The organism is Bacillus marinisedimentorum, from assembly GCF_001644195.2.
GTDB classification, from domain to species: Bacteria; Bacillota; Bacilli; order Bacillales; family Bacillaceae_O; genus Bacillus_BL; species Bacillus_BL marinisedimentorum.
Window position 1 is genome coordinate 1 of record NZ_LWBL02000007.1, and the last position, 17,384, is coordinate 17,384.

Annotated in this window: 14 protein-coding genes; 1 reads left to right on the top strand and 13 read right to left on the bottom strand. The window is 48.2% G+C overall.

Going from position 1 to position 17,384, the window contains the following annotated elements; translation table 11 throughout:
- Positions 1-910: 910 nt before the first annotated feature.
- The 4 genes from A4U59_RS01445 to A4U59_RS01460 all read right to left on the bottom strand — a co-directional run bounded on the left by A4U59_RS01445 (position 911) and on the right by A4U59_RS01460 (position 7,449).
- Positions 911-2,998: a sigma 54-interacting transcriptional regulator gene (locus tag A4U59_RS01445; protein WP_083270592.1), complete on the bottom strand. Its 2,088-nt coding sequence runs from the start codon at positions 2,996-2,998 to the stop codon at positions 911-913.
- Between the two features lie 115 nt (positions 2,999-3,113).
- Positions 3,114-4,295 carry an acetyl-CoA C-acetyltransferase gene (locus tag A4U59_RS01450; protein WP_070119519.1) on the bottom strand — a complete coding sequence of 394 codons (1,182 nt, stop codon included), beginning with the start codon at positions 4,293-4,295 and terminating at the stop codon, positions 3,114-3,116.
- A 143-nt stretch (positions 4,296-4,438) separates the two neighbouring features.
- Positions 4,439-6,472 carry a penicillin-binding transpeptidase domain-containing protein gene (locus A4U59_RS01455; RefSeq protein ID WP_070119520.1) on the bottom strand — a complete coding sequence of 678 codons (2,034 nt, stop codon included), beginning with the start codon at positions 6,470-6,472 and terminating at the stop codon, positions 4,439-4,441.
- Positions 6,473-6,891: 419 nt separating this feature from the next.
- Positions 6,892-7,449 carry a DUF5673 domain-containing protein gene (locus tag A4U59_RS01460; RefSeq protein WP_070119521.1) on the bottom strand — a complete coding sequence of 186 codons (558 nt, stop codon included), beginning with the start codon at positions 7,447-7,449 and terminating at the stop codon, positions 6,892-6,894.
- 366 nt (positions 7,450-7,815) lie between these two features.
- Between A4U59_RS01460 and A4U59_RS21200 the strand changes: the two genes are divergently transcribed.
- The gene (locus tag A4U59_RS21200) at positions 7,816-7,989 is read left to right on the top strand and encodes a hypothetical protein (RefSeq protein WP_157888110.1); all 174 of its coding nucleotides are present in this window, start codon (positions 7,816-7,818) and stop codon (positions 7,987-7,989) included.
- 74 nt (positions 7,990-8,063) lie between these two features.
- On the opposite strand, the gene A4U59_RS01465 is transcribed toward A4U59_RS21200, so the two are convergent.
- The 9 genes from A4U59_RS01465 to nirB all read right to left on the bottom strand — a co-directional run bounded on the left by A4U59_RS01465 (position 8,064) and on the right by nirB (position 17,328).
- A complete protein-coding gene (locus A4U59_RS01465; RefSeq protein ID WP_070119522.1) occupies positions 8,064-8,924 on the bottom strand; it encodes a Cof-type HAD-IIB family hydrolase in 861 nt (286 codons plus the stop codon).
- Positions 8,925-8,936: 12 nt separating this feature from the next.
- The gene (locus A4U59_RS01470; protein ID WP_070119523.1) at positions 8,937-9,710 is read right to left on the bottom strand and encodes a DeoR/GlpR family DNA-binding transcription regulator; all 774 of its coding nucleotides are present in this window, start codon (positions 9,708-9,710) and stop codon (positions 8,937-8,939) included.
- A 133-nt stretch (positions 9,711-9,843) separates the two neighbouring features.
- Positions 9,844-10,497 (bottom strand): lysoplasmalogenase, encoded by a 654-nt coding sequence (locus A4U59_RS01475; RefSeq protein WP_070119524.1) that lies wholly within the window; start codon positions 10,495-10,497, stop codon positions 9,844-9,846.
- Between the two features lie 573 nt (positions 10,498-11,070).
- On the bottom strand, positions 11,071-11,469 hold the full coding sequence (locus A4U59_RS01485) for a four-helix bundle copper-binding protein (protein ID WP_245680472.1): 399 nt from the start codon (positions 11,467-11,469) through the stop codon (positions 11,071-11,073).
- 143 nt (positions 11,470-11,612) lie between these two features.
- Positions 11,613-12,221: a precorrin-2 dehydrogenase/sirohydrochlorin ferrochelatase family protein gene (locus A4U59_RS01490; RefSeq protein ID WP_070119526.1), complete on the bottom strand. Its 609-nt coding sequence runs from the start codon at positions 12,219-12,221 to the stop codon at positions 11,613-11,615.
- The gene (locus A4U59_RS01495) at positions 12,221-12,964 is read right to left on the bottom strand and encodes a sirohydrochlorin chelatase (protein WP_070119527.1); all 744 of its coding nucleotides are present in this window, start codon (positions 12,962-12,964) and stop codon (positions 12,221-12,223) included. The genes A4U59_RS01490 and A4U59_RS01495 overlap by 1 nt, the downstream gene beginning before the upstream one ends.
- A 24-nt stretch (positions 12,965-12,988) precedes the next feature.
- On the bottom strand, positions 12,989-14,497 hold the full coding sequence (cobA, locus tag A4U59_RS01500; protein ID WP_070119528.1) for a uroporphyrinogen-III C-methyltransferase: 1,509 nt from the start codon (positions 14,495-14,497) through the stop codon (positions 12,989-12,991).
- A 69-nt stretch (positions 14,498-14,566) separates the two neighbouring features.
- Positions 14,567-14,893: a nitrite reductase small subunit NirD gene (gene nirD / locus A4U59_RS01505; protein WP_070119529.1), complete on the bottom strand. Its 327-nt coding sequence runs from the start codon at positions 14,891-14,893 to the stop codon at positions 14,567-14,569.
- A 14-nt stretch (positions 14,894-14,907) separates the two neighbouring features.
- Positions 14,908-17,328: a nitrite reductase large subunit NirB gene (gene nirB / locus A4U59_RS01510; RefSeq protein ID WP_070119530.1), complete on the bottom strand. Its 2,421-nt coding sequence runs from the start codon at positions 17,326-17,328 to the stop codon at positions 14,908-14,910.
- Positions 17,329-17,384 lie beyond the last annotated feature (56 nt).

The window sequence follows — 17,384 nt, forward strand, 5'->3', positions numbered from 1 at the left end:
GGATGTCGCACTTGTGCCTGCGGTGAAAGCGAGTACCTGCAACGGAAATCAACACTAACGTTTAACAGACATTTTTTAGCTGGAATCCCCTATTTACGGGCTTGAACAAAACAAGGGTGTAAAAACTTCATACAGATTATGACATGTTTCTACAAAAGCAATTTTTTTACACCGTTGTAACTGTGTGGTTTTCCGTACAGTTGTTTGGCACACTGTTGTTACTGTCCGAAATATTGGACACTATTAATGAAAATGAATTCTTATTGTCCGAGTTCCCGCACACTCATGTCATGCAGACTCTTTGATTCTATTGTTTTTCCCTTCTTAAAACGGGAGTTTTTTTAAAAAATAAATATTCCGATATAAAAAACTGGTGAAGAAGTAAAAAAACTGCATATTTCTACAATTATTTTGTTATCATCTCATGAAATGTATGGAATTCCAAACACCCTATCGCCATGCTGCATATTGTGTCCGATTTCACAGACGTTTTACATAATAACGCTTTCAATATGTACGGTTATTCATACAGTTATAGATGATTGCCTGGCAATTGCCAGGCAATTCTTCAAACATTCCTGCCCCGGAAGAACAAATGCGCAAGGCGCCTGCTTAGCGGCGTACACATAAGCGGGGTACCCGCAGGAAGGTGCTCTTTCCTTCCGGAGGGGGGCACCGCTTATGACGATAGCGGCTGGCGCCTGGAGTTGGACGATTCCCTTCTGGCTTTTTATCCCCAACGCTTACTTTTATAATTTCCTTAACAATAAAGAAAACTCGCCGATGGCGAGCCTTTAGGCGAAGACAGAGGCGTAGCTGCCCTTATCTATAATCTTAAAATTGGCCACTGCGTGGAAAAACTCCCTTGCTGACAATTTATACTTTCCTATATGGTAAAAAAACTGACGCCTTAAGGCATCAGTTTTTCGCTTCCTTCCGTGATTCCATGTTTGTTCATTTTTTCGTATAAGGTTGAACGGCTGATGTGAAGGAGCCGGGCTGCTTTCGTTTTATTTCCGTTTGTGATTTGGAGGCTGTCCATGATGGCTTGCTTTTCAGTCTCCTCAAGAATCAGCTCAAGAGGACTCACCGACTCGGGCGCCCTCGTTCCGGTGACTTTCTCGGGCAAATGCTCCGGTTGAATGGATTCACCGGCATCGATTAAGTTGATTGCCCGCTCAAGGACATTTTCAAGTTCCCGGACATTCCCCGGCCAGCCGTAATTCATCAAATATTGCGCTGTTCTTTCTCCGATCCCGCCAACTTGCTTATTCAACTGGCCCGACAGTTTATTCACCAGGTACCTGGCCAAAAGGAGGGTATCGCCGGCACGATCCCGCAATGACGGGATGTTCACCGTGATGACATTCAGGCGGTAAAAAAGGTCCACTCTGAATTCACCTTTGTCGACCATTTCCTCCAAGTTGCGGTTTGTCGCGGCAATGATACGGACATCAATCGATTTGCTGCTTGTTGCACCGATTTTTTCCACTTCTCTTTCCTGCAGGACCCGTAAGAGCTTCACCTGCATATGGATCGGCAATTCTCCGATCTCGTCAAGGAAGATCGTCCCTCCGTCAGCCGCTTCAAATTTCCCTTTTTTGCCGCCTTTACGGGCACCTGTGAAAGAACCCTCTTCATAGCCAAACAGCTCTGACTCCAGCAAATCTGCAGGTATGGCCGCACAGTTCACTTTTACGAAAGCTCCGAATGACCTTGTGCTCGCATTATGGATCGCATGGGCGAAAAGCTCTTTTCCAGTCCCGCTTTCCCCGAGCAGCAGGACATTAGAATCAGTCAAAGCCGCCCGCTCAGCAATTTTCTTTGCCTGCTCAAGCTGCTCGCTTTCCCCGATAAGATTGTCAAACTGATACTTCGCTTTATTTATTTCTTTAAGTTCACCCCGGTATTGCTCCAGCTCTTTCTCCATTTTGCGGATTTGCCTGTGAAGGGAGTTCAAATCGCTCAGATTGCGGAAAAGCACTTTGCCGACCGCACCGGTGATAACGCCGTTTTTAATGATTGGAATCCGCGTTGCGATCATATAATTGCCTTTTATTTTTTGGAGGCTGGCGATTTCCGGCTTTCCGGTTTTCACGATCAAGTGCATGCGGGTGTTTTCAATGACATCCGATACATGTTTGCCGATTACCTCTTTCTCTGACACACCGAGGAATTTGGCGTATTCTTTGCTCAGCATCGTGATATACCCTTCCTCGTCCACAACAACAATCCCATCATAAGCGATATCCATGATTGTTTTCAAAATTTCAGACGTGTTCCTCTCACTTGTCAGTTCCACCATCGCACTGTGATAATCAGTGATATCATTCAATACAGCTACAGCGCCGATTTCACGTCCCTCCAATTGAATCGGTGTACGGTTGACAATCAGTGACATGCCATTACACTCAATGGCCTTGCCGCCCGTTCCGCTGCCCGATTCGATCAAATTCCTGATCTGTGTATTCGGCAGAGCTTCATTAAGGGGCTTTCCAATAACCTCTGCAGCCTCGATCTTCAAAATCTGTTCAGCTTTTTTATTTATTATCGTTACTTTTCCATCAGGATCCGTAGACACAATACCGTTATTGGTAGACTCTAGAAGCGCCTCCATGCTCGTTGCCATATTTTTGTATTTTGTATAATAGGCTTTGAGGAGATCCGTTTTGGTCAGCATACCAACAAGGCGTTCCCGACGGTCTAAAACAGGGAATTTTTCCACTATCTCATCAAAGATGACAACTGCTTCTTCATCTTCATATATGAATTTGACCGAAACATCCATAATGTCATTTACCGGCGTCTCGCCCTCCAGCCCCTGCTGGACCGCATCAATCAATTGATTGTTGGTGACAATGCCGATAAGGCGCTGGTCATCATTGACGACAGGCACACTGTCAATTTGGTGTTCCTTCATCACATTAGCGACCTCGCGCACACTGCTGGCGGTTGATACTGCGATCGGGCTGGGGCTCATTACCGCTTTGACTTTCATCGTAACAGCACCTTCTTTTTAAAAATCATACTTACTGTATTATAACCAGCAAAAAAAAGAAAAGATACCGTTACGGTACCTTTTCAAGAATTGGTTATCGTTATCGTTTTCCTGATTAGTCTCTTTCAACTACGAGAGATGTGCCCATCCCGCCGCCGATGCAAAGCGTTGCAAGACCGGTTTTAGCGTCACGCTTCATCATCTCATACAGCAAAGTGACAAGAATTCGGGTTCCGGAAGCTCCAACCGGGTGTCCGAGCGCGATTGCGCCGCCATTGACGTTCACTTTTTCCGGGTCAAGTTCCAAATCGCGCACAACCGCAAGGGACTGGGCCGCAAATGCTTCGTTCGCTTCGATTAGATCGATGTCTTTGACATCCATATCGATTTTTTCAAACGCACGCTTAGTTGCCGGCACCGGCCCGTAACCCATGATTTTCGGATCAAGGGCAGCAGATCCCCACGACTTGATTGTCGCCAGCGGCTTAAGGCCAAGCTCGTCTGCTTTTTCTTTAGACATCAGCACGACCATCGCTGCACCATCATTGATGCCTGAAGCGTTACCGGCTGTCACTGTACCGTCTTTTTTGAACGCAGGGCGGAGTTTTCCCAGTTTTTCCATTGTCATGCCGTGCTTCGGATATTCATCTGTATCAACAATCTTTGGCTCACCTTTGCGCTGCGGAACTGTAACCGGAGCGATTTCATCATCAAAACGGCCTTCTTTTTGGGCCTTTTCGGCACGCTGCTGGCTGCGAAGCGCGAATTCGTCCTGCTCTTCACGAGTAAGGTTCCACTGTTCAGCGATGTTTTCTGCTGTGATGCCCATATGGATATCATGGAATGCATCTGTCAGGGCATCTTTGATCATGGTGTCGACGATTTTCCCATCACCCATGCGCTGGCCCCAGCGCGCATTCGGCATTACGTAAGGCGCCTGGCTCATGCTTTCGATACCGCCGGCAAGCACGACATCCGCATCGCCCAGCTGGATGAACTGCGCACCCATGCTTACTGTCCGCAAACCTGATCCACATAGTTTGTTGATTGTGATTCCAGGAACCGATTCAGGCAATCCAGCTTTGATTGCAACTTGCCTGGCCGGGTTCTGGCCAAGGCCGGCTGACAAAATGTTTCCAACCAGCACTTCATTTATCTCTTCCGGACTCACACCGGCACGTTTAATTGCTTCTTTAGCTGCTGCAACACCAAGGTCGACAGCTGAAACTGATGCAAGCGTTCCACCGAATGTTCCTACAGGTGTTCTGGCTGCTCCTACAATAACTACTTCTCTCATTTTAAAATCCTCCTTCTTCATTTCGATTTCGGTAAAATTAATATGCAAAAATCATGCCAATTAGATTGACCGTTGAAATTTTGCCGATCATATTACGCTTGCCAGGATGGCAAATATGCTGATGTTGAATTGTGTAATGATACTTAATTGCCCTGAGCCTGATTTAAAAGATGCTGCTCAATGACGCGCTCCACTTTCGGCAAAACATAATGGCTTCCTTCTCCATTTTTCACATCTTCAATCAACATGACTGTCAGGAAGCCGCCTTTTTCTGCATCAAAAGCAACAAACCAGCCATTTTCCTGCCCTTTTTCGTCCTTGCTCATCTTCAGTTCAGCTGTTCCGGTCTTGCCGGCCAGTTTCACCTCCGGAACATCGACCGAGCGGGCTGTTCCGTTCGGCGATTCAATGACCTGGATCAAGTCCTGGCGGATGATATCGGCCGTCTGTTCACTCATGACACTTTCATGCCATACTTCACCTTGCTCTGCACTTTGCATGATCAGCTGAGGGCTGATCAAATTGCCCTTATTAAGAAACGGTGTATACATAAAGGCAAGATGAACCGGTGACGTTTCCACCTGGCCCTGTCCGTACCCGGTATCAGCAAGCCGGACTTCACTCTTGATTCCTTCTTCTCCTGCAAGTATCGATTGGTAAACCGGATAGGCAAACGGAACATTTTCATAAAACCCATACATTTTGGCTGACTCCATGAATTTTTCCTTGCCGATTGCCAGGGCTGCCTGGGCAAAATAGATGTTATCAGACATGACAAGGGCTTTTTGGAGGTCGACCGGCCCGCCTGGATCCGAAACCCGGGTGACATGATAGCCGCCCCATGATGAATCCTTTTTCCATGTTTTCCCGGAAACATTAATCGTCGTTTCAGGGGTGATCGCACCTGTTTCAAGTCCGATTGCCGCTGTAATCGGCTTGAATGTCGATCCAGGCGCATAGCGCATGCCGAATCTGGCCTTCAGCTCGTCTTTGCCGGCACCATCTCCCGGCCGGTTCGGCAGCTGATCATTTGGATCGTATGACGGAGCGCTTGCCATTGCCAAAATCTCTCCGGTCTTTGGATGAATGGCCACGCCGGCGCCCTGTTCACCTTCGAGCTGCCGGTACATGCCTTCCTGAATGGAAATATCAATGGCAAGACGTATCGTTTCCCCGTGCTGCGCCGGCTTTTCTGCAAGTACTGTACGATCTCCTTCTCCGCTTACGATATTAATCCTGGCCCCCGCTTCACCGCGGAGTTTTTCTTCAAACACTTTTTCAAGGCCGCGCCGTCCAATCATATCGTTCGGTCCATAACTTTTGTCAGGGTGCGCCTCTAGATCCTCTGCCGTTACTTTCGCTGTATATCCAGTCAAATGAGCGGCAGCTTCCTTATATGGGTATACCCTGTCCGACACTTCTCTTACCATGGTTCCTTTTACAGCCTGGATTTGTTTGCTTGTTTCAGTCTCGTCGGCCGGTATCCGGGCAATCGGAACAAAGCTTTCAGGATTGACCCATGACAAACCGAGCTGCTTTCGGATATGATCCTCTCCAACACCAAGGATTTCAGCCGCCTCTTTGACCGACTGATCTTCCTGGCCCTCCATCCGGCCGGGCACCATACCGACTTCAAGCACTGTTCCCTTTGTCGCAAGCTTCACGCCATTGCGGTCCTCAATATCACCGCGTTCGGGCGGCAGTGCTACCGGGATAACTTTATCCCCCGGAGCGAGTTCAGGAAAAATCAATGTCGTATCCCACTTGACCGTCCAGCGTGCCTCTTCCTCGATCTCTTCCTGACGGAGGGTCGCCTCATGTTCGAATTCAATCGGACCGGCAATCGTATCCATCTTTACGCGATACGGAAATGTGACCGTCCCGTCCTCACCCGGCTCCGTTTCTTCTTCCGGACGGTCAAATTCCACCTTGAGATTGCTGACATCAAGGTCTTCATAAATTTTTTCATACCGGCCGGTGAAGTCCTCTTTCGCTATTCTTTTTTTCGTTTCTGCCGTAAGCATGCTGTACATGCTGTTAAAATCTTTATCATTCCAGTGCTCCACATAGTTCGCAAAAGCGTCTGCAGGCTTCGGTTTTTCCGCACACCCGCTTAATGCAAGTAAACTTAGTGCAGTTAGAACTAGAAATAAGAAAAAAAAAGGTCTGTTCCGCATGTTGATCTCCCTTCCATGCTTCGGCTCTTACTAAAACTGTAAATGCGCCTGCACCTTGCAATCAATTAATCTGCTCCGCTAAAAGAAAAGGCTGAGGTCAAACTGTAATAATTCAGTCATTGTGGAAACAACCTGGAATTCCACTCTTAACAACAATTGATTTCACAGGGTAAAACGCACAATAGAAAAAATTTTGAGAGGTGTGCTTTTTTATGAAAGAGGTTATTCCATAAAAGCACTCTTTAATGGAATAACCTCTTGAATAGGATAGCGTTTATTCTGGAACTTATCCATTCCTTTCCGCTGCAGGCATTCGATTTACGCCGGGCGTCCGGGAAGCCTCCAACAACTTTAATCGCACTAAAATTGTCAGGTGACACCAGTTATTGTCATCCTGTTAACTGGTATGCTGTTTCTATTTAAACCGGCAGGCCTTTCGATTCCCCGATTTCAAGCTTTTCGGTTATAAGCGCCTCGATTTTTTCTTTTTCCGCTTTCGGAATCAGCATCGTCTGATGTTTGCGTGTAAAAAACGCCTGCTTATGATACACACATAGCCGGTAATGAAGTCCGCTCCCGTTCCAGCGATAGGAGCTGATATCCTCCCAGGGAATGGTGAACCCATTTATAGTAAGCCCTTTCGTTCTGATTTCCATCACATTGAATAACAGAACGAGAGTAAAACTGTAAAGCATCCCCATCGGAAACAAAAAGAGAAGATGGTTTGAAACAGGCAATAAGAACATCCCTGCTGCAGCCCCAAGGACAAAGATTGCCGCCAAGACGACAGCAGTCCGGTACTGCCATGTGTTAGTGGACTTTATGACAATCGAACCGAATTCAGTCTGGAAAACATGTCCGTACGGATATAAAATATCGCCGAACCCTTTCTGCCTGAAAAAGTGATAAACGACCAAGCTGAAATTAACGGCAAAGAGAAACAGGGCTGTATACACTACCATAACAGTCCAGTCCAAACCATATGCCCCCTTTTTTGGCCTTTCCGAAAAATGCTTTCAGGCTCAGCCTCAATCAAGATGTTTATGCTTCTATTTACTTTTTCTAAGTAAATTAAGAAATTCCTGCTTCAGAGACCGTGAATACTGAAATTTTGTTAGTGATGGTGTATGATTTAGTCGAAAAATGCGATTGGTGGAGGGCGCTTTGGCACGTACTTTAGTGAACAATTTAAGTTTTTTCATTCGCCAATTCGCTCTGTATGCCGAGCCGGCTTATTAAAACTATATCTGCCCAGTCCGGTGTTTATTCCCTCTGCAATGACAAAGCGATCATTTCATACTTCTCTTCCTAAAAAGACAAACTAGGAAAAAGGAGGGATGAAAATGGCAGAGGATAAAAAGCGGGGCCGGCAAATGGAAGTTGAGCATCCGCACATCAGGGAAATCGAGCACGTCACAAGGCATCCAGGAATCGAACAGGATTTCAATATGCGTGTTCCGGCACAGCCTCCGGCAGATATTACCGGGCTGGAAACCGGAAATGAAGCAAAGGGATGATTTTTTCAAAAAAAAAAAGGAGGAAAAAACCCCCGTCACGCCCAGCAGGTTACGCCGGCGGTTTTTTCTGCTGGTTAGAGGTCATCCGTGAATCTGTACAGCGCTTCAGCAACGCCGTTTTCATCATTGCCTGCCGTAGTCATGGAACATAATGATTTAATCTCCGGCTTCGCATTTCCCATCGCGACACTGTAGCGCACTTTTTCAAACATCGAGACATCGTTGAAATTGTCGCCGATGGCCATGGTGTTTTCCATCGGGATTCCGAGGGAATCCGCCAGCTTCACCAGGGCATTTCCCTTAGAAGAATCTTTATGCTGCAGTTCAAAGTTATTGTCAGCAGAAGAGACGATGGAAACATGTTCGAGACCATGGAATTCAGCCCAGCCCTTTTCAAGCCGGCCGCGATCCATGGAAAAAGCGAGGACTTTATAATATTCTTTACTGCCTTCCATAATATCGGCAGCTGTTTTGAAATAGGTAAATTCACCCTGGTCGAAATGTTTGTTGATCATATAAACGAAATCCGTTTCATCAAATTCCGGATTTGCACTTTTAAAACGGTCGATTTCAGCGAGCATCCGTTCACGGCCATTATCCGGGGTGTAAATCGATTTATCGGTATAAACTTCGAAGTGGAAATTTTCCGCAGCGAGCCATGAGACGATACGGTCAATATCCTGTTCCCGCATCGGAATCGATCTCAGCAGTTCCCCTGATTTGGAATGTGCAGTGGCACCATTGGTACCGATCACATGGGTCTTGATTCCGGATCTTTCTGATATCGTATGGACGTCATAAAAGACCCGACCGGTTGCGATTGCCACTTCCACGCCATTTTCCTGGGCATAGCGGATGGCATCCGCATTCTCCCTGCTCACTTCTCCCCTGTTGTTTAATAGGGTTCCATCCATGTCAATTGCTACAAGTTTCATGCTGTCAACTCCTCATATTCTTGGGTCATCTTCTGTTGTCAGGATCGTAACTCCTGCCTGTTTTAATATCCGAAGGAACGGTTCATCAGGGAGCCTGTCGGTCACCAGGACGTCGATGTCCTGAAGTGAAGCGAATTGGTAGAAATACGGCTTGCCGAACTTTGAATGGTCGGTAAGCAGGATGACTTGATCGGCCTGGTCGATCATCTTCTTTTTGATCATCCCGTCTTCTTCATATTGAATGGCAAGGCCGGTGTCCATAATTCCGCCGACGCCGATAAACGCCTTGTCTGCATGATATTCCGCCAGCTTTTCAACTGCGGAAGTCCCGTATAAAAACCGGTGGTGCTTGTTGAGCCTGCCGCCAAGCAAATACATTTCGACACGGTCTTTTTGCGACAGGATTTCCACCTGGTTGATTGAATTCGTCACAACCGTGATATCCAGGGCTGTAAGGCTTTCTGCACAGGCCTGTACCGTTGTTGAGGTATCGAGAATTATGTTCTCCCCGTTTTTAATGAGGGAAGCCGCCAGTTTTCCGATTGCACGCTTTTCCTCAGATACATCCATCAGCCTGTCCTGATATGTTTTAAGCCTGCCTTCAATATCAGGTAAAACCGCCCCGCCCCGGGTCCTGTTCAAATCCCCTCGTTCCTCGAGTTTAACGAGATCACGGCGTGCTGTATCCCTGGACACATTAAACATCCGGCAAATGTGATCGACTGATATTCTTTTATGCTCTTTTAAATAATCAAGGATGGACGCCATCCGCTCTTCCTGATACATATTCGCTCTCCGTTATCTTAATGGTCTATGCGTTTATCATAAGTCTTTTTAAGTAATGATGCAACTTTTTGCAGTTATTTTATAATAATGACTTATATAAACTTAACATGACTTATTTAGGCTTAAATCGACATCATCCTAAAAGATGGACACTATAAGCAATGAACAGCTGGGCACCGAAATAAGACCCCATCACCAGATATTCAGCAATGGAAAACCGCTCCTTGAACCGGTTCCAGGCGAGCACTGCATCGGAAAAATAAAATAGCAGGGCGCCGCTGACAGCTGCTGTACTTCCTGTCAGTGCTGCAGCGAAAACCATGATCGAAATAACAGCAATGTAGGAAGTGACAGCGATAAGCAGCCCGTTCCCTCCTTCTTCGCTGACTTCTTTTTTTAAAGAGGAAAAAAACATGCTTCCAGAAATAACGAGGAACAGAACCGCAATGACCGGCAGTATGTCAAGAAACTTTAGCAAAGCTTCATTCCAGAAAGCCGCCGCGTATAAAAGATGTGCAGCGAAAAAGCTGGCAAGCCCCTGCAGAAAACGGTCTGATGGAAGCATAAGGAACACATCGCCGGCCATTGAAAGCAGCAGCCCGGCGATAATAAGCCAGCCGTAAATTGAGTTAAGGGCACCTCCGCTGATACTAAATAAAATGATTAACACCATTGTTCCCGGTTTTAATATGTACTTAATCATTTGTTTTTCATACCGGATTGCAGCCAGGTACACCCCGCCGGAAATGATGGCTGCTGCCGCAAAGGCAAACGCCGGATTTTCCATGTTGCGTCCCTCCTTTATTTGCCGATTATTTCTCCAGCAAGAGTGTAAATCCCTTCTGTTTTTTTGTGCCTGGTTCAATAAGAAGGCTCGCAGTGGGCTCCGGTTATTTTTTGGGGGCATTCGGAAGTTGGCATAAGAACGGCGGGCAGGGTTCAGGCTTGATTGCTTTCTCAGCGTGATTAGCAAACGGTTTGGTGTGAAAAACACGAATTATGGCGCGTAAAGGGAATTGCGGCGTGAAAAAGGGGGGGATTGGCGTGATTGTTGGAGTATACAGCGTGAATTAACGGCAGTTTGGCGCGTTTCCTGAATGTAAGGCGTGAAAGCGAATACGTCAACAGGCAGCGGCGGGAATACTTCTCCGTTTGGCGTGAAAACAGCTCGATTCGGCGTATACTACACGAGTTTTGGCGGGAAAATTTAAGTTGTTTTTAAAAGTGCCTTTTTTTTGCGGTATACTCGACGCCTGCAAAGCTCTTTCTTCTCTTGCTTTACCTAAACACCTTTGCGGAATCCTCCCCACTCCTATAACCAAATAAAAAAGGCCTCCTTTTACAGAAGACCCAAACTCTCCTATTGTCCCATAGCAAATTGCTGGCATTCACGTGCACAATGCATGCATACCCTGGCACAGTGCTGGGATTCGGGATCGGGAAATCTCATGCATTCGTTCGCACACCGCTGGCAGATATAAGCGCATATTCCCGCTAATCGGCGGGATTGCTTGCTGTGACGGCCCAGATAAGCAGTCATCGTGTGGCATATATCCGCACAGTCCCTCAGCAGATCCAGCTGTTTAGCACGCATCGCCACATCGCTCCGGTAATGGAGCATGTGAGTCATGTGTTCACATACCGCTGCACAATCCTGGACCGTTTTCAGAAGGCCCGGCGGCGGCTTGATCCCCATCCCCATGTGTCCTTGGCGCCCATCCATTCCATCAGACATCGGAACCTCATTTTGATAGTACATCCATATGACCTCCTGTATTTCACTGTCCCTGTCATGATATGAACATAGGGATGTCTAACATGCCCAAAACTTCAACTTGTTCTATGTAAAACAACTGTTTTTTATATCAATAAAAAGAACCGCCCTTCCGCCAGCGGTTCTTCCTACTCCAGCAATTTCCTGAACTCCGCTTCCCTGTCATCACACCGGATGAACCTTTCATCCAGGAGTGCGGCAAGAAGGTGCTGTTTGTACTCAGGATTGCTGATTTTTTGTTTAATCTCTTTTCTTTTTTCAAAAAGGAACTCCATGTATTCTTCATAATCGGCGGAATAGCCGGCTGCGATTTCATCGCGTATTTTCCGGGCGAGCTTCGGGCTCGCTCCTCCCGTTGAAACGGTGATGCAAAGACGCCCGCGCCGGATCACTGACGGCACATGGTAAGTGGACCGCTCCGGGTCATCGGTAATATTGATTAGTTTGTTCGGTCCCGCCACCACCGCGACTTCCTGGTTTACCTGTCTGTCATTGGTTGCTGCAATGATCAAGAATGCTCCTGCCGCCATATGTGATGAAAATCTCCTCCTGATCCAGCGGACAGCTTTTTTCCGCGCCAGATCACCAATAGCCTCAGTCACGTTCGGGGCAACGACAACCACCTCTGCTCCCGCATCAATCAGGGCATTCATTTTCCGCTCCGCAACCTTGCCACCGCCGACAACCAGAGCTGTCCTGCCTTTCAAATTCAGCATGGCTGGATACAAGTTTTTCACTATGCCTCATCTCCTGCAGCAGCCAATCCGGCAAGAAGCTCCTCAAGGCCTGCATCAAACCCGACAGGATCACACATGACCAGGTTTTTCGAAGGGGAACTTCTTTGGACTTCCGCTGCTGTTTTTTCCATCCGCTCTGTAAACTTCCCTGTAAACAGAAGATACGGCAGGATATAAATCGTGTCAAAGGGCTCCTGCACTAGATTTCCAAGTGCATCCTGATATGATGGCTGTGCCTCTTTTAAGTAGCAGGTGCGGACTGTGGTGCCGGAGCCCTGGTTGTCCATCAATTCCTCAGCCAATTTCTCCAGTTCCTTTGCCGACTCGTCTGTGCGGCTGCCGTGGCCTGTCAGCAGGACCGCTTCCGTTCCATCGCTTCGAAATCCTTTTTCAGCCAGTTTCCCAGCGAGGATGCCGGCCATTCCTGACCCCTTGCTTAATACGTCGCCATAGACAAACTCTACTTCCGGAAAGTTGTCTTCCGCCCGTTCTAAAGCGGACGGAATATCAACCAGGGCATGAATGCCGGAAGACAAGAGGACAGGCATGGCGATAATCCGGCTCGCCCCGCGCTCAATGCAGCGGCCGATCCCCTGTTCAATCGAGGGGGCGGCCAGTTCAAGAAACGCGAATTCCTGGATTGGCGCTTTAACGCGTGAGCTGGTCCTGCCAATGAAGCCGGCGAACTGGCGGTTCCCTGCTTCAGTCCGGCTGCCGTGCCCGATGTAAAGAATCGCATCCATGTCCTGTCCCTCCCTCAAGTCAGTTTATACTTTTTCAACAGACGCACACTGGCTGTTTGTCTTATCTAATAACGATATGATTCCTTCTGCATCAGGTGATTCCGCAATAGACGTATTTATTATTCCATGCCGGCGGGCTGCCTGTCCGGATTGTTCCCCGAAACAAGCGGCTTGAAGCGGTGCCAGCATGGCATCAGCATCCATGCCGGCTTGTTTCAGTGCATCTTTTAACAGTCCTGCCGATTTGGCGCACGGGAAAATGACGGTGTTGAGTTCAGCATCCTCAATCATGCGTTTAAAGATCGGAAAGTACGATTCATCCACCTTAGCTACGTGTGTGGTAAATAATTCATACTGATCATATTGAAGGGCAAAAAACCAGCGCTGCCCGTAAATGGAGTCTTCGCCTACGATCAAGGCAGGTTCACCTGAATGAATCGCGTTGAGATTCCCGGCCACTTCGGCCTGGAATCCGCATTTGTTTAGTTCTCTTACCGATTTTGAAGAACCCCCGAAAAGATTCGCTTTGATGCTGCGGATGTCTTTGCCTGCTTTAAATAGGTCTTCGAAAAAGATCTCAATGCTTTCAGGGCTGGAAAAAATGATCGTTTCGTAAGTCTCGATATTTTCTAATACCCGTTTGCGGCTGGTATCGGTCGGGATTCGTACATTTTTCATCTTAGGGAATTCAAATACATCCGCGCCCTGCTCCGTCAGTTTTTCGGCAAGGTCACTTTTCTTCACACCTGTGCGGGCGAGCAGAATCTGTCTGCCGTGAAGCGGCTTTTTCTCAAACCATTTTGTTTTATCCCGCAAGGATACGATGTCACCGACAAGAGTGATCGCCGGATTTTTGAATTGGACCGCTTCCGCTTTTTCGGCGATTGTATCAAGTGTCCCTTCAAGGGTCTGCTGGCGGCCGAATGTTCCCCATTGAATAAGGATGACCGGTGTTCCCGGTGACTTCCCGTGCTTTTTCAAGTTATCGCAAATATAGGAAAGGTTCGCTACTCCCATGTAAAAGGCGATCGTGTCTACGCCTGAGGCAAGCCCTTCCCAGTTGATGGACGGTTTTCCGTCCTTCGATTTGTCATGGGCGGTGACAACGGCAAACGATCCGCCGAATTCACGATGAGTGACAGGGATGCCCGCATAGGCGGGTGCTGCGATGCCGGATGTGATGCCGGGAACGATTTCAAACGGAATGCCGTATTGGGCCAGGGCTTCCGCTTCCTCGCCGACACGCCCGAATACGTTGGGGTCCCCGCCTTTCAAGCGGACGACCAGCTTGCCTTCCAGCGCTTTTTCAACGAGTGCCTGGTTGATGGCTTCCTGGCGCAGGAAATGGCGCTTCGGCAGCTTTCCGCCATAGATGAGCTCGCAGCCGTCTTTCGCATATGTCAGCAGTTTCGGGTTGGCAAGTCGGTCATATAAAATGACATCTGCCCGGCATATCGCTTCCATCCCTTTGACCGTTATCAGCTTTTCATCTCCGGGGCCGGCACCGACCAGCATCACTTTTCCCTGTTTCATGTGAATCTTCCTTCCCTCTATCTGATTGCGGAACCCGGGGACAGCCAGATGCTGCCCCACCGTTCCGCGTTAGTCTATGATGATAAAAATGCTCTCGCCATCGACTTCAACTTTAAATGTTTCCACCTGTCCTTCATCAGGATCCTGTACTTTTCCGTCTGCGAGTGAAATTTTCCAGTCATACACCGGGCAAAAGACAAACGAACCGCTTACGAGTCCTTCAGACAGGACACCGCCTTTTGGATGGGGACTGCGGTTTTCGAGTGCATACACATTTCCGTCCGTCACTTTAAATAAAGCAATTTCCCTGTCGCCTGCAACGATTGTCCGGCCGATGCGCGGTTCCAGTTCCGAGTAACTTGCCGCTTTAATCCGTGTCATTGTTTTGATCATCATCTGTCACCCCGTTTTTAGTTTGCCGGAACCGGCGCGTTCCGTTTTGTGTAATAGTTATTTTTGACTGTTTCGTCTTCGATCGCCTGTTTCCATGGTTCTTCATAGCGGGCCAGCGTCTGCTGGAGGCGTTCATTCAGTTCTGCACGTTTTTTGTCATCTTCCAGGACTTCTTTTATATGGCCGAGTCCGAATCGTTCCACCCACTTGGATGTGCGTTCCAGGTAGTTGGCTGTTTCACGGTAATACTGCAGGTAGGCTCCGGTGATGTCGAGCAGTTCTTCCTTCGTTTTCACCGTGTAGAGCAGGTCTCCGGCCCGCAAGTCCGTTCCGCCGTTTCCGCCTGCATAAATTTCCCAGCCGCCGTCAACACCGACGATGCCAACGTCTTTGATGCCTGATTCCGAGCAGTTGCGCGGGCAGGCGGATACGCTCATTTTCACTTTGTGCGGCGTATCCAGCCGCTCGAACATTTTCTCAAGTTCGATGCCAAGGCCCATGGAATCCTGGGTGCCGAAGCGGCAGAATGTGGAGCCGACACATGTCTTTACGGTGCGGAGCGTTTTGCCGTATGCGTAGCCTGACGGCATATCGAGTTCTTCCCAGACAGCTGTCAAATCCTCTTTCTTCACACCGATCAAAGCAATCCGCTGGCCGCCGGTCATTTTCACAAGCGGAATATTGTATTTTTCCGCTACCTGTCCGATTTTGATGAGATCCTGGGCGGATGTGACGCCACCGTACATTCTCGGAACGACAGAGTAGGTGCCGTCTTTCTGGATGTTGGCGTGCATTTTTTCATTGACGAGCCGTGAGTCCCGCTCATCCCGGTAATCCGGATAAATCATGCCAAGATAATAGTTGAGGGCCGGCCGGCATTTGGAGCAGCCTTCTTCAGTTGTCCAGCCAAGCACGTTCATCGTTTCTTTGACGGTTGTCAGTCCCTTTTCTTTGATTTCCGCGACAACTTCTTCACGGCTATGGGTTGTACAGCCGCAAATCGCTGTTTTTTGTGCGGATGCATCAAATTCATCACCGAGTGTATATTCAAGAATATCGGAAATGACCGGCTTGCATCGCCCGCAGGAACGGCCGGCATTCGTGCAGCCGCCGACTTCCTCGACTGAAGTCATTCCTTTTTCCTGGATTGCCGAGACAATATCGCCTTTCGTAACCCCATTACAGCCGCACACTAGTTCATCGTCAGGCATTTCTGCAACACTGCTTGCCTGTTCTGCACCCGGGGATTGCAGGATTTCAATTTCCGTCATTTCGGAAATGTCCTCTTTTGCGGTCATTAGCCGGAACAGCCTGGTGCTTTCTTTCGTATCGCCGTACATCACGATTCCGACGATCCGGTTATCACGGAGAATCACCTTTTTATAAACGCCTGCATATTCATTGTGGATGCGTATGATTTCAGCTGATTCATCATCAAAAATTTCACCGGCGGAAAACAGATCCACGCCTGCAACCTTGAGCTGGGTGCCGGTTACCGATCCTTCATACGGCAGAGCTTTGCGCCCGCAAATGTTTTCTGCCAGCACTTTTGCCTGTTCGTAAAGCGGCGCGACAAGTCCGTAGGTGATTTCCCGGTGTTCGGCACATTCACCGACAGCGTGGACCGATTCTATATTCGTTTCCATCAGGTCGTTTACAACAATGCCCCGGTTGACATAAAGACCGCTATCTTTCGCAAGGCTTATATTTGGCTTGATGCCGACAGCCATGACGACAAGATCAGCTTCCACCTCGGTGCCGTCAGTAAAACGCAAGCCTTCGACTCGTTCATCGCCAAAAATTTCCGCCGTCTGTTTCTCTAGCAGGAAGTTCATTCCCTGGCTTTCGAGCTCCCGCTTCAGCATATCCGATGCAGTCGGATCCAGCTGCCGTTCCATCAAGTGCCCCATCAAATGGACGACATCCACTTCCATGCCGAGATTCAGCAAGCCCCGGGCCGCCTCAAGTCCGAGAAGGCCGCCGCCGATCACCACTGCTTTTTTGTACTTCCCGGCTGCGGCAATCATCGTTTCCGTATCCCGGATGTCACGGAACCCCGTCACGCCTTCTTTTTCGGATCCGGGCACCGGCAGAATGAAAGCATCCGATCCGGTCGCCAAAATCAGTTCGTCATACGTAACAGTTGTGCCCTTCTCGGATACGACCTGTTTGTTCTGCGTATCAATTTCAGTAATTTTTTCACCAGTGAAAAGCGTAATGTCATTTTCTTCATACCAGCCCCAGCTGTTCAAGATGATATCGTTCAGCTCCGTGTCCCCCTGAAGGACAGTTGAAAGCTGGATTCGATTATAATTTGGATGAGGTTCAGCACCGAAAATCGTAATCTCATACATTTCCGGATTGAGCTTCAGGATTTCTTCAATTGCCCGTACACCAGCCATGCCGTTTCCTATCATTACCAGTTGCTTCTTTTTCATAGTTGGAAACCTCCATTTAACTCTATTTGCTCGTTGTTTCACAAATTCTGGCCGCT

What these genes read in the sequence shown, in the direction of transcription:
- A4U59_RS01470 (WP_070119523.1), bottom strand. Translation starts at nt 9,710, where the DNA reads ATGTATCAGGAAGAGCGGATGGCGTCCATCCTTGATTATTTAAAAGAG.
- A4U59_RS01475 (WP_070119524.1), bottom strand. Translation starts at nt 10,497, where the DNA reads ATGGAAAATCCGGCGTTTGCCTTTGCGGCAGCAGCCATCATTTCCGGC.
- A4U59_RS01485 (WP_245680472.1), bottom strand. Translation starts at nt 11,469, where the DNA reads ATGTACTATCAAAATGAGGTTCCGATGTCTGATGGAATGGATGGGCGC.
- A4U59_RS01465 (WP_070119522.1), bottom strand. Translation starts at nt 8,924, where the DNA reads ATGAAACTTGTAGCAATTGACATGGATGGAACCCTATTAAACAACAGG.
- A4U59_RS01450 (WP_070119519.1), bottom strand. Translation starts at nt 4,295, where the DNA reads ATGAGAGAAGTAGTTATTGTAGGAGCAGCCAGAACACCTGTAGGAACA.
- cobA (WP_070119528.1), bottom strand. Translation starts at nt 14,497, where the DNA reads ATGAAACAGGGAAAAGTGATGCTGGTCGGTGCCGGCCCCGGAGATGAA.
- A4U59_RS01445 (WP_083270592.1), bottom strand. Translation starts at nt 2,998, where the DNA reads ATGAAAGTCAAAGCGGTAATGAGCCCCAGCCCGATCGCAGTATCAACC.
- A4U59_RS01495 (WP_070119527.1), bottom strand. Translation starts at nt 12,964, where the DNA reads ATGGATGCGATTCTTTACATCGGGCACGGCAGCCGGACTGAAGCAGGG.
- A4U59_RS21200 (WP_157888110.1), top strand. Translation starts at nt 7,816, where the DNA reads ATGGCAGAGGATAAAAAGCGGGGCCGGCAAATGGAAGTTGAGCATCCG.
- A4U59_RS01455 (WP_070119520.1), bottom strand. Translation starts at nt 6,472, where the DNA reads ATGCGGAACAGACCTTTTTTTTTCTTATTTCTAGTTCTAACTGCACTA.
- nirD (WP_070119529.1), bottom strand. Translation starts at nt 14,893, where the DNA reads ATGATGATCAAAACAATGACACGGATTAAAGCGGCAAGTTACTCGGAA.
- nirB (WP_070119530.1), bottom strand. Translation starts at nt 17,328, where the DNA reads ATGAAAAAGAAGCAACTGGTAATGATAGGAAACGGCATGGCTGGTGTA.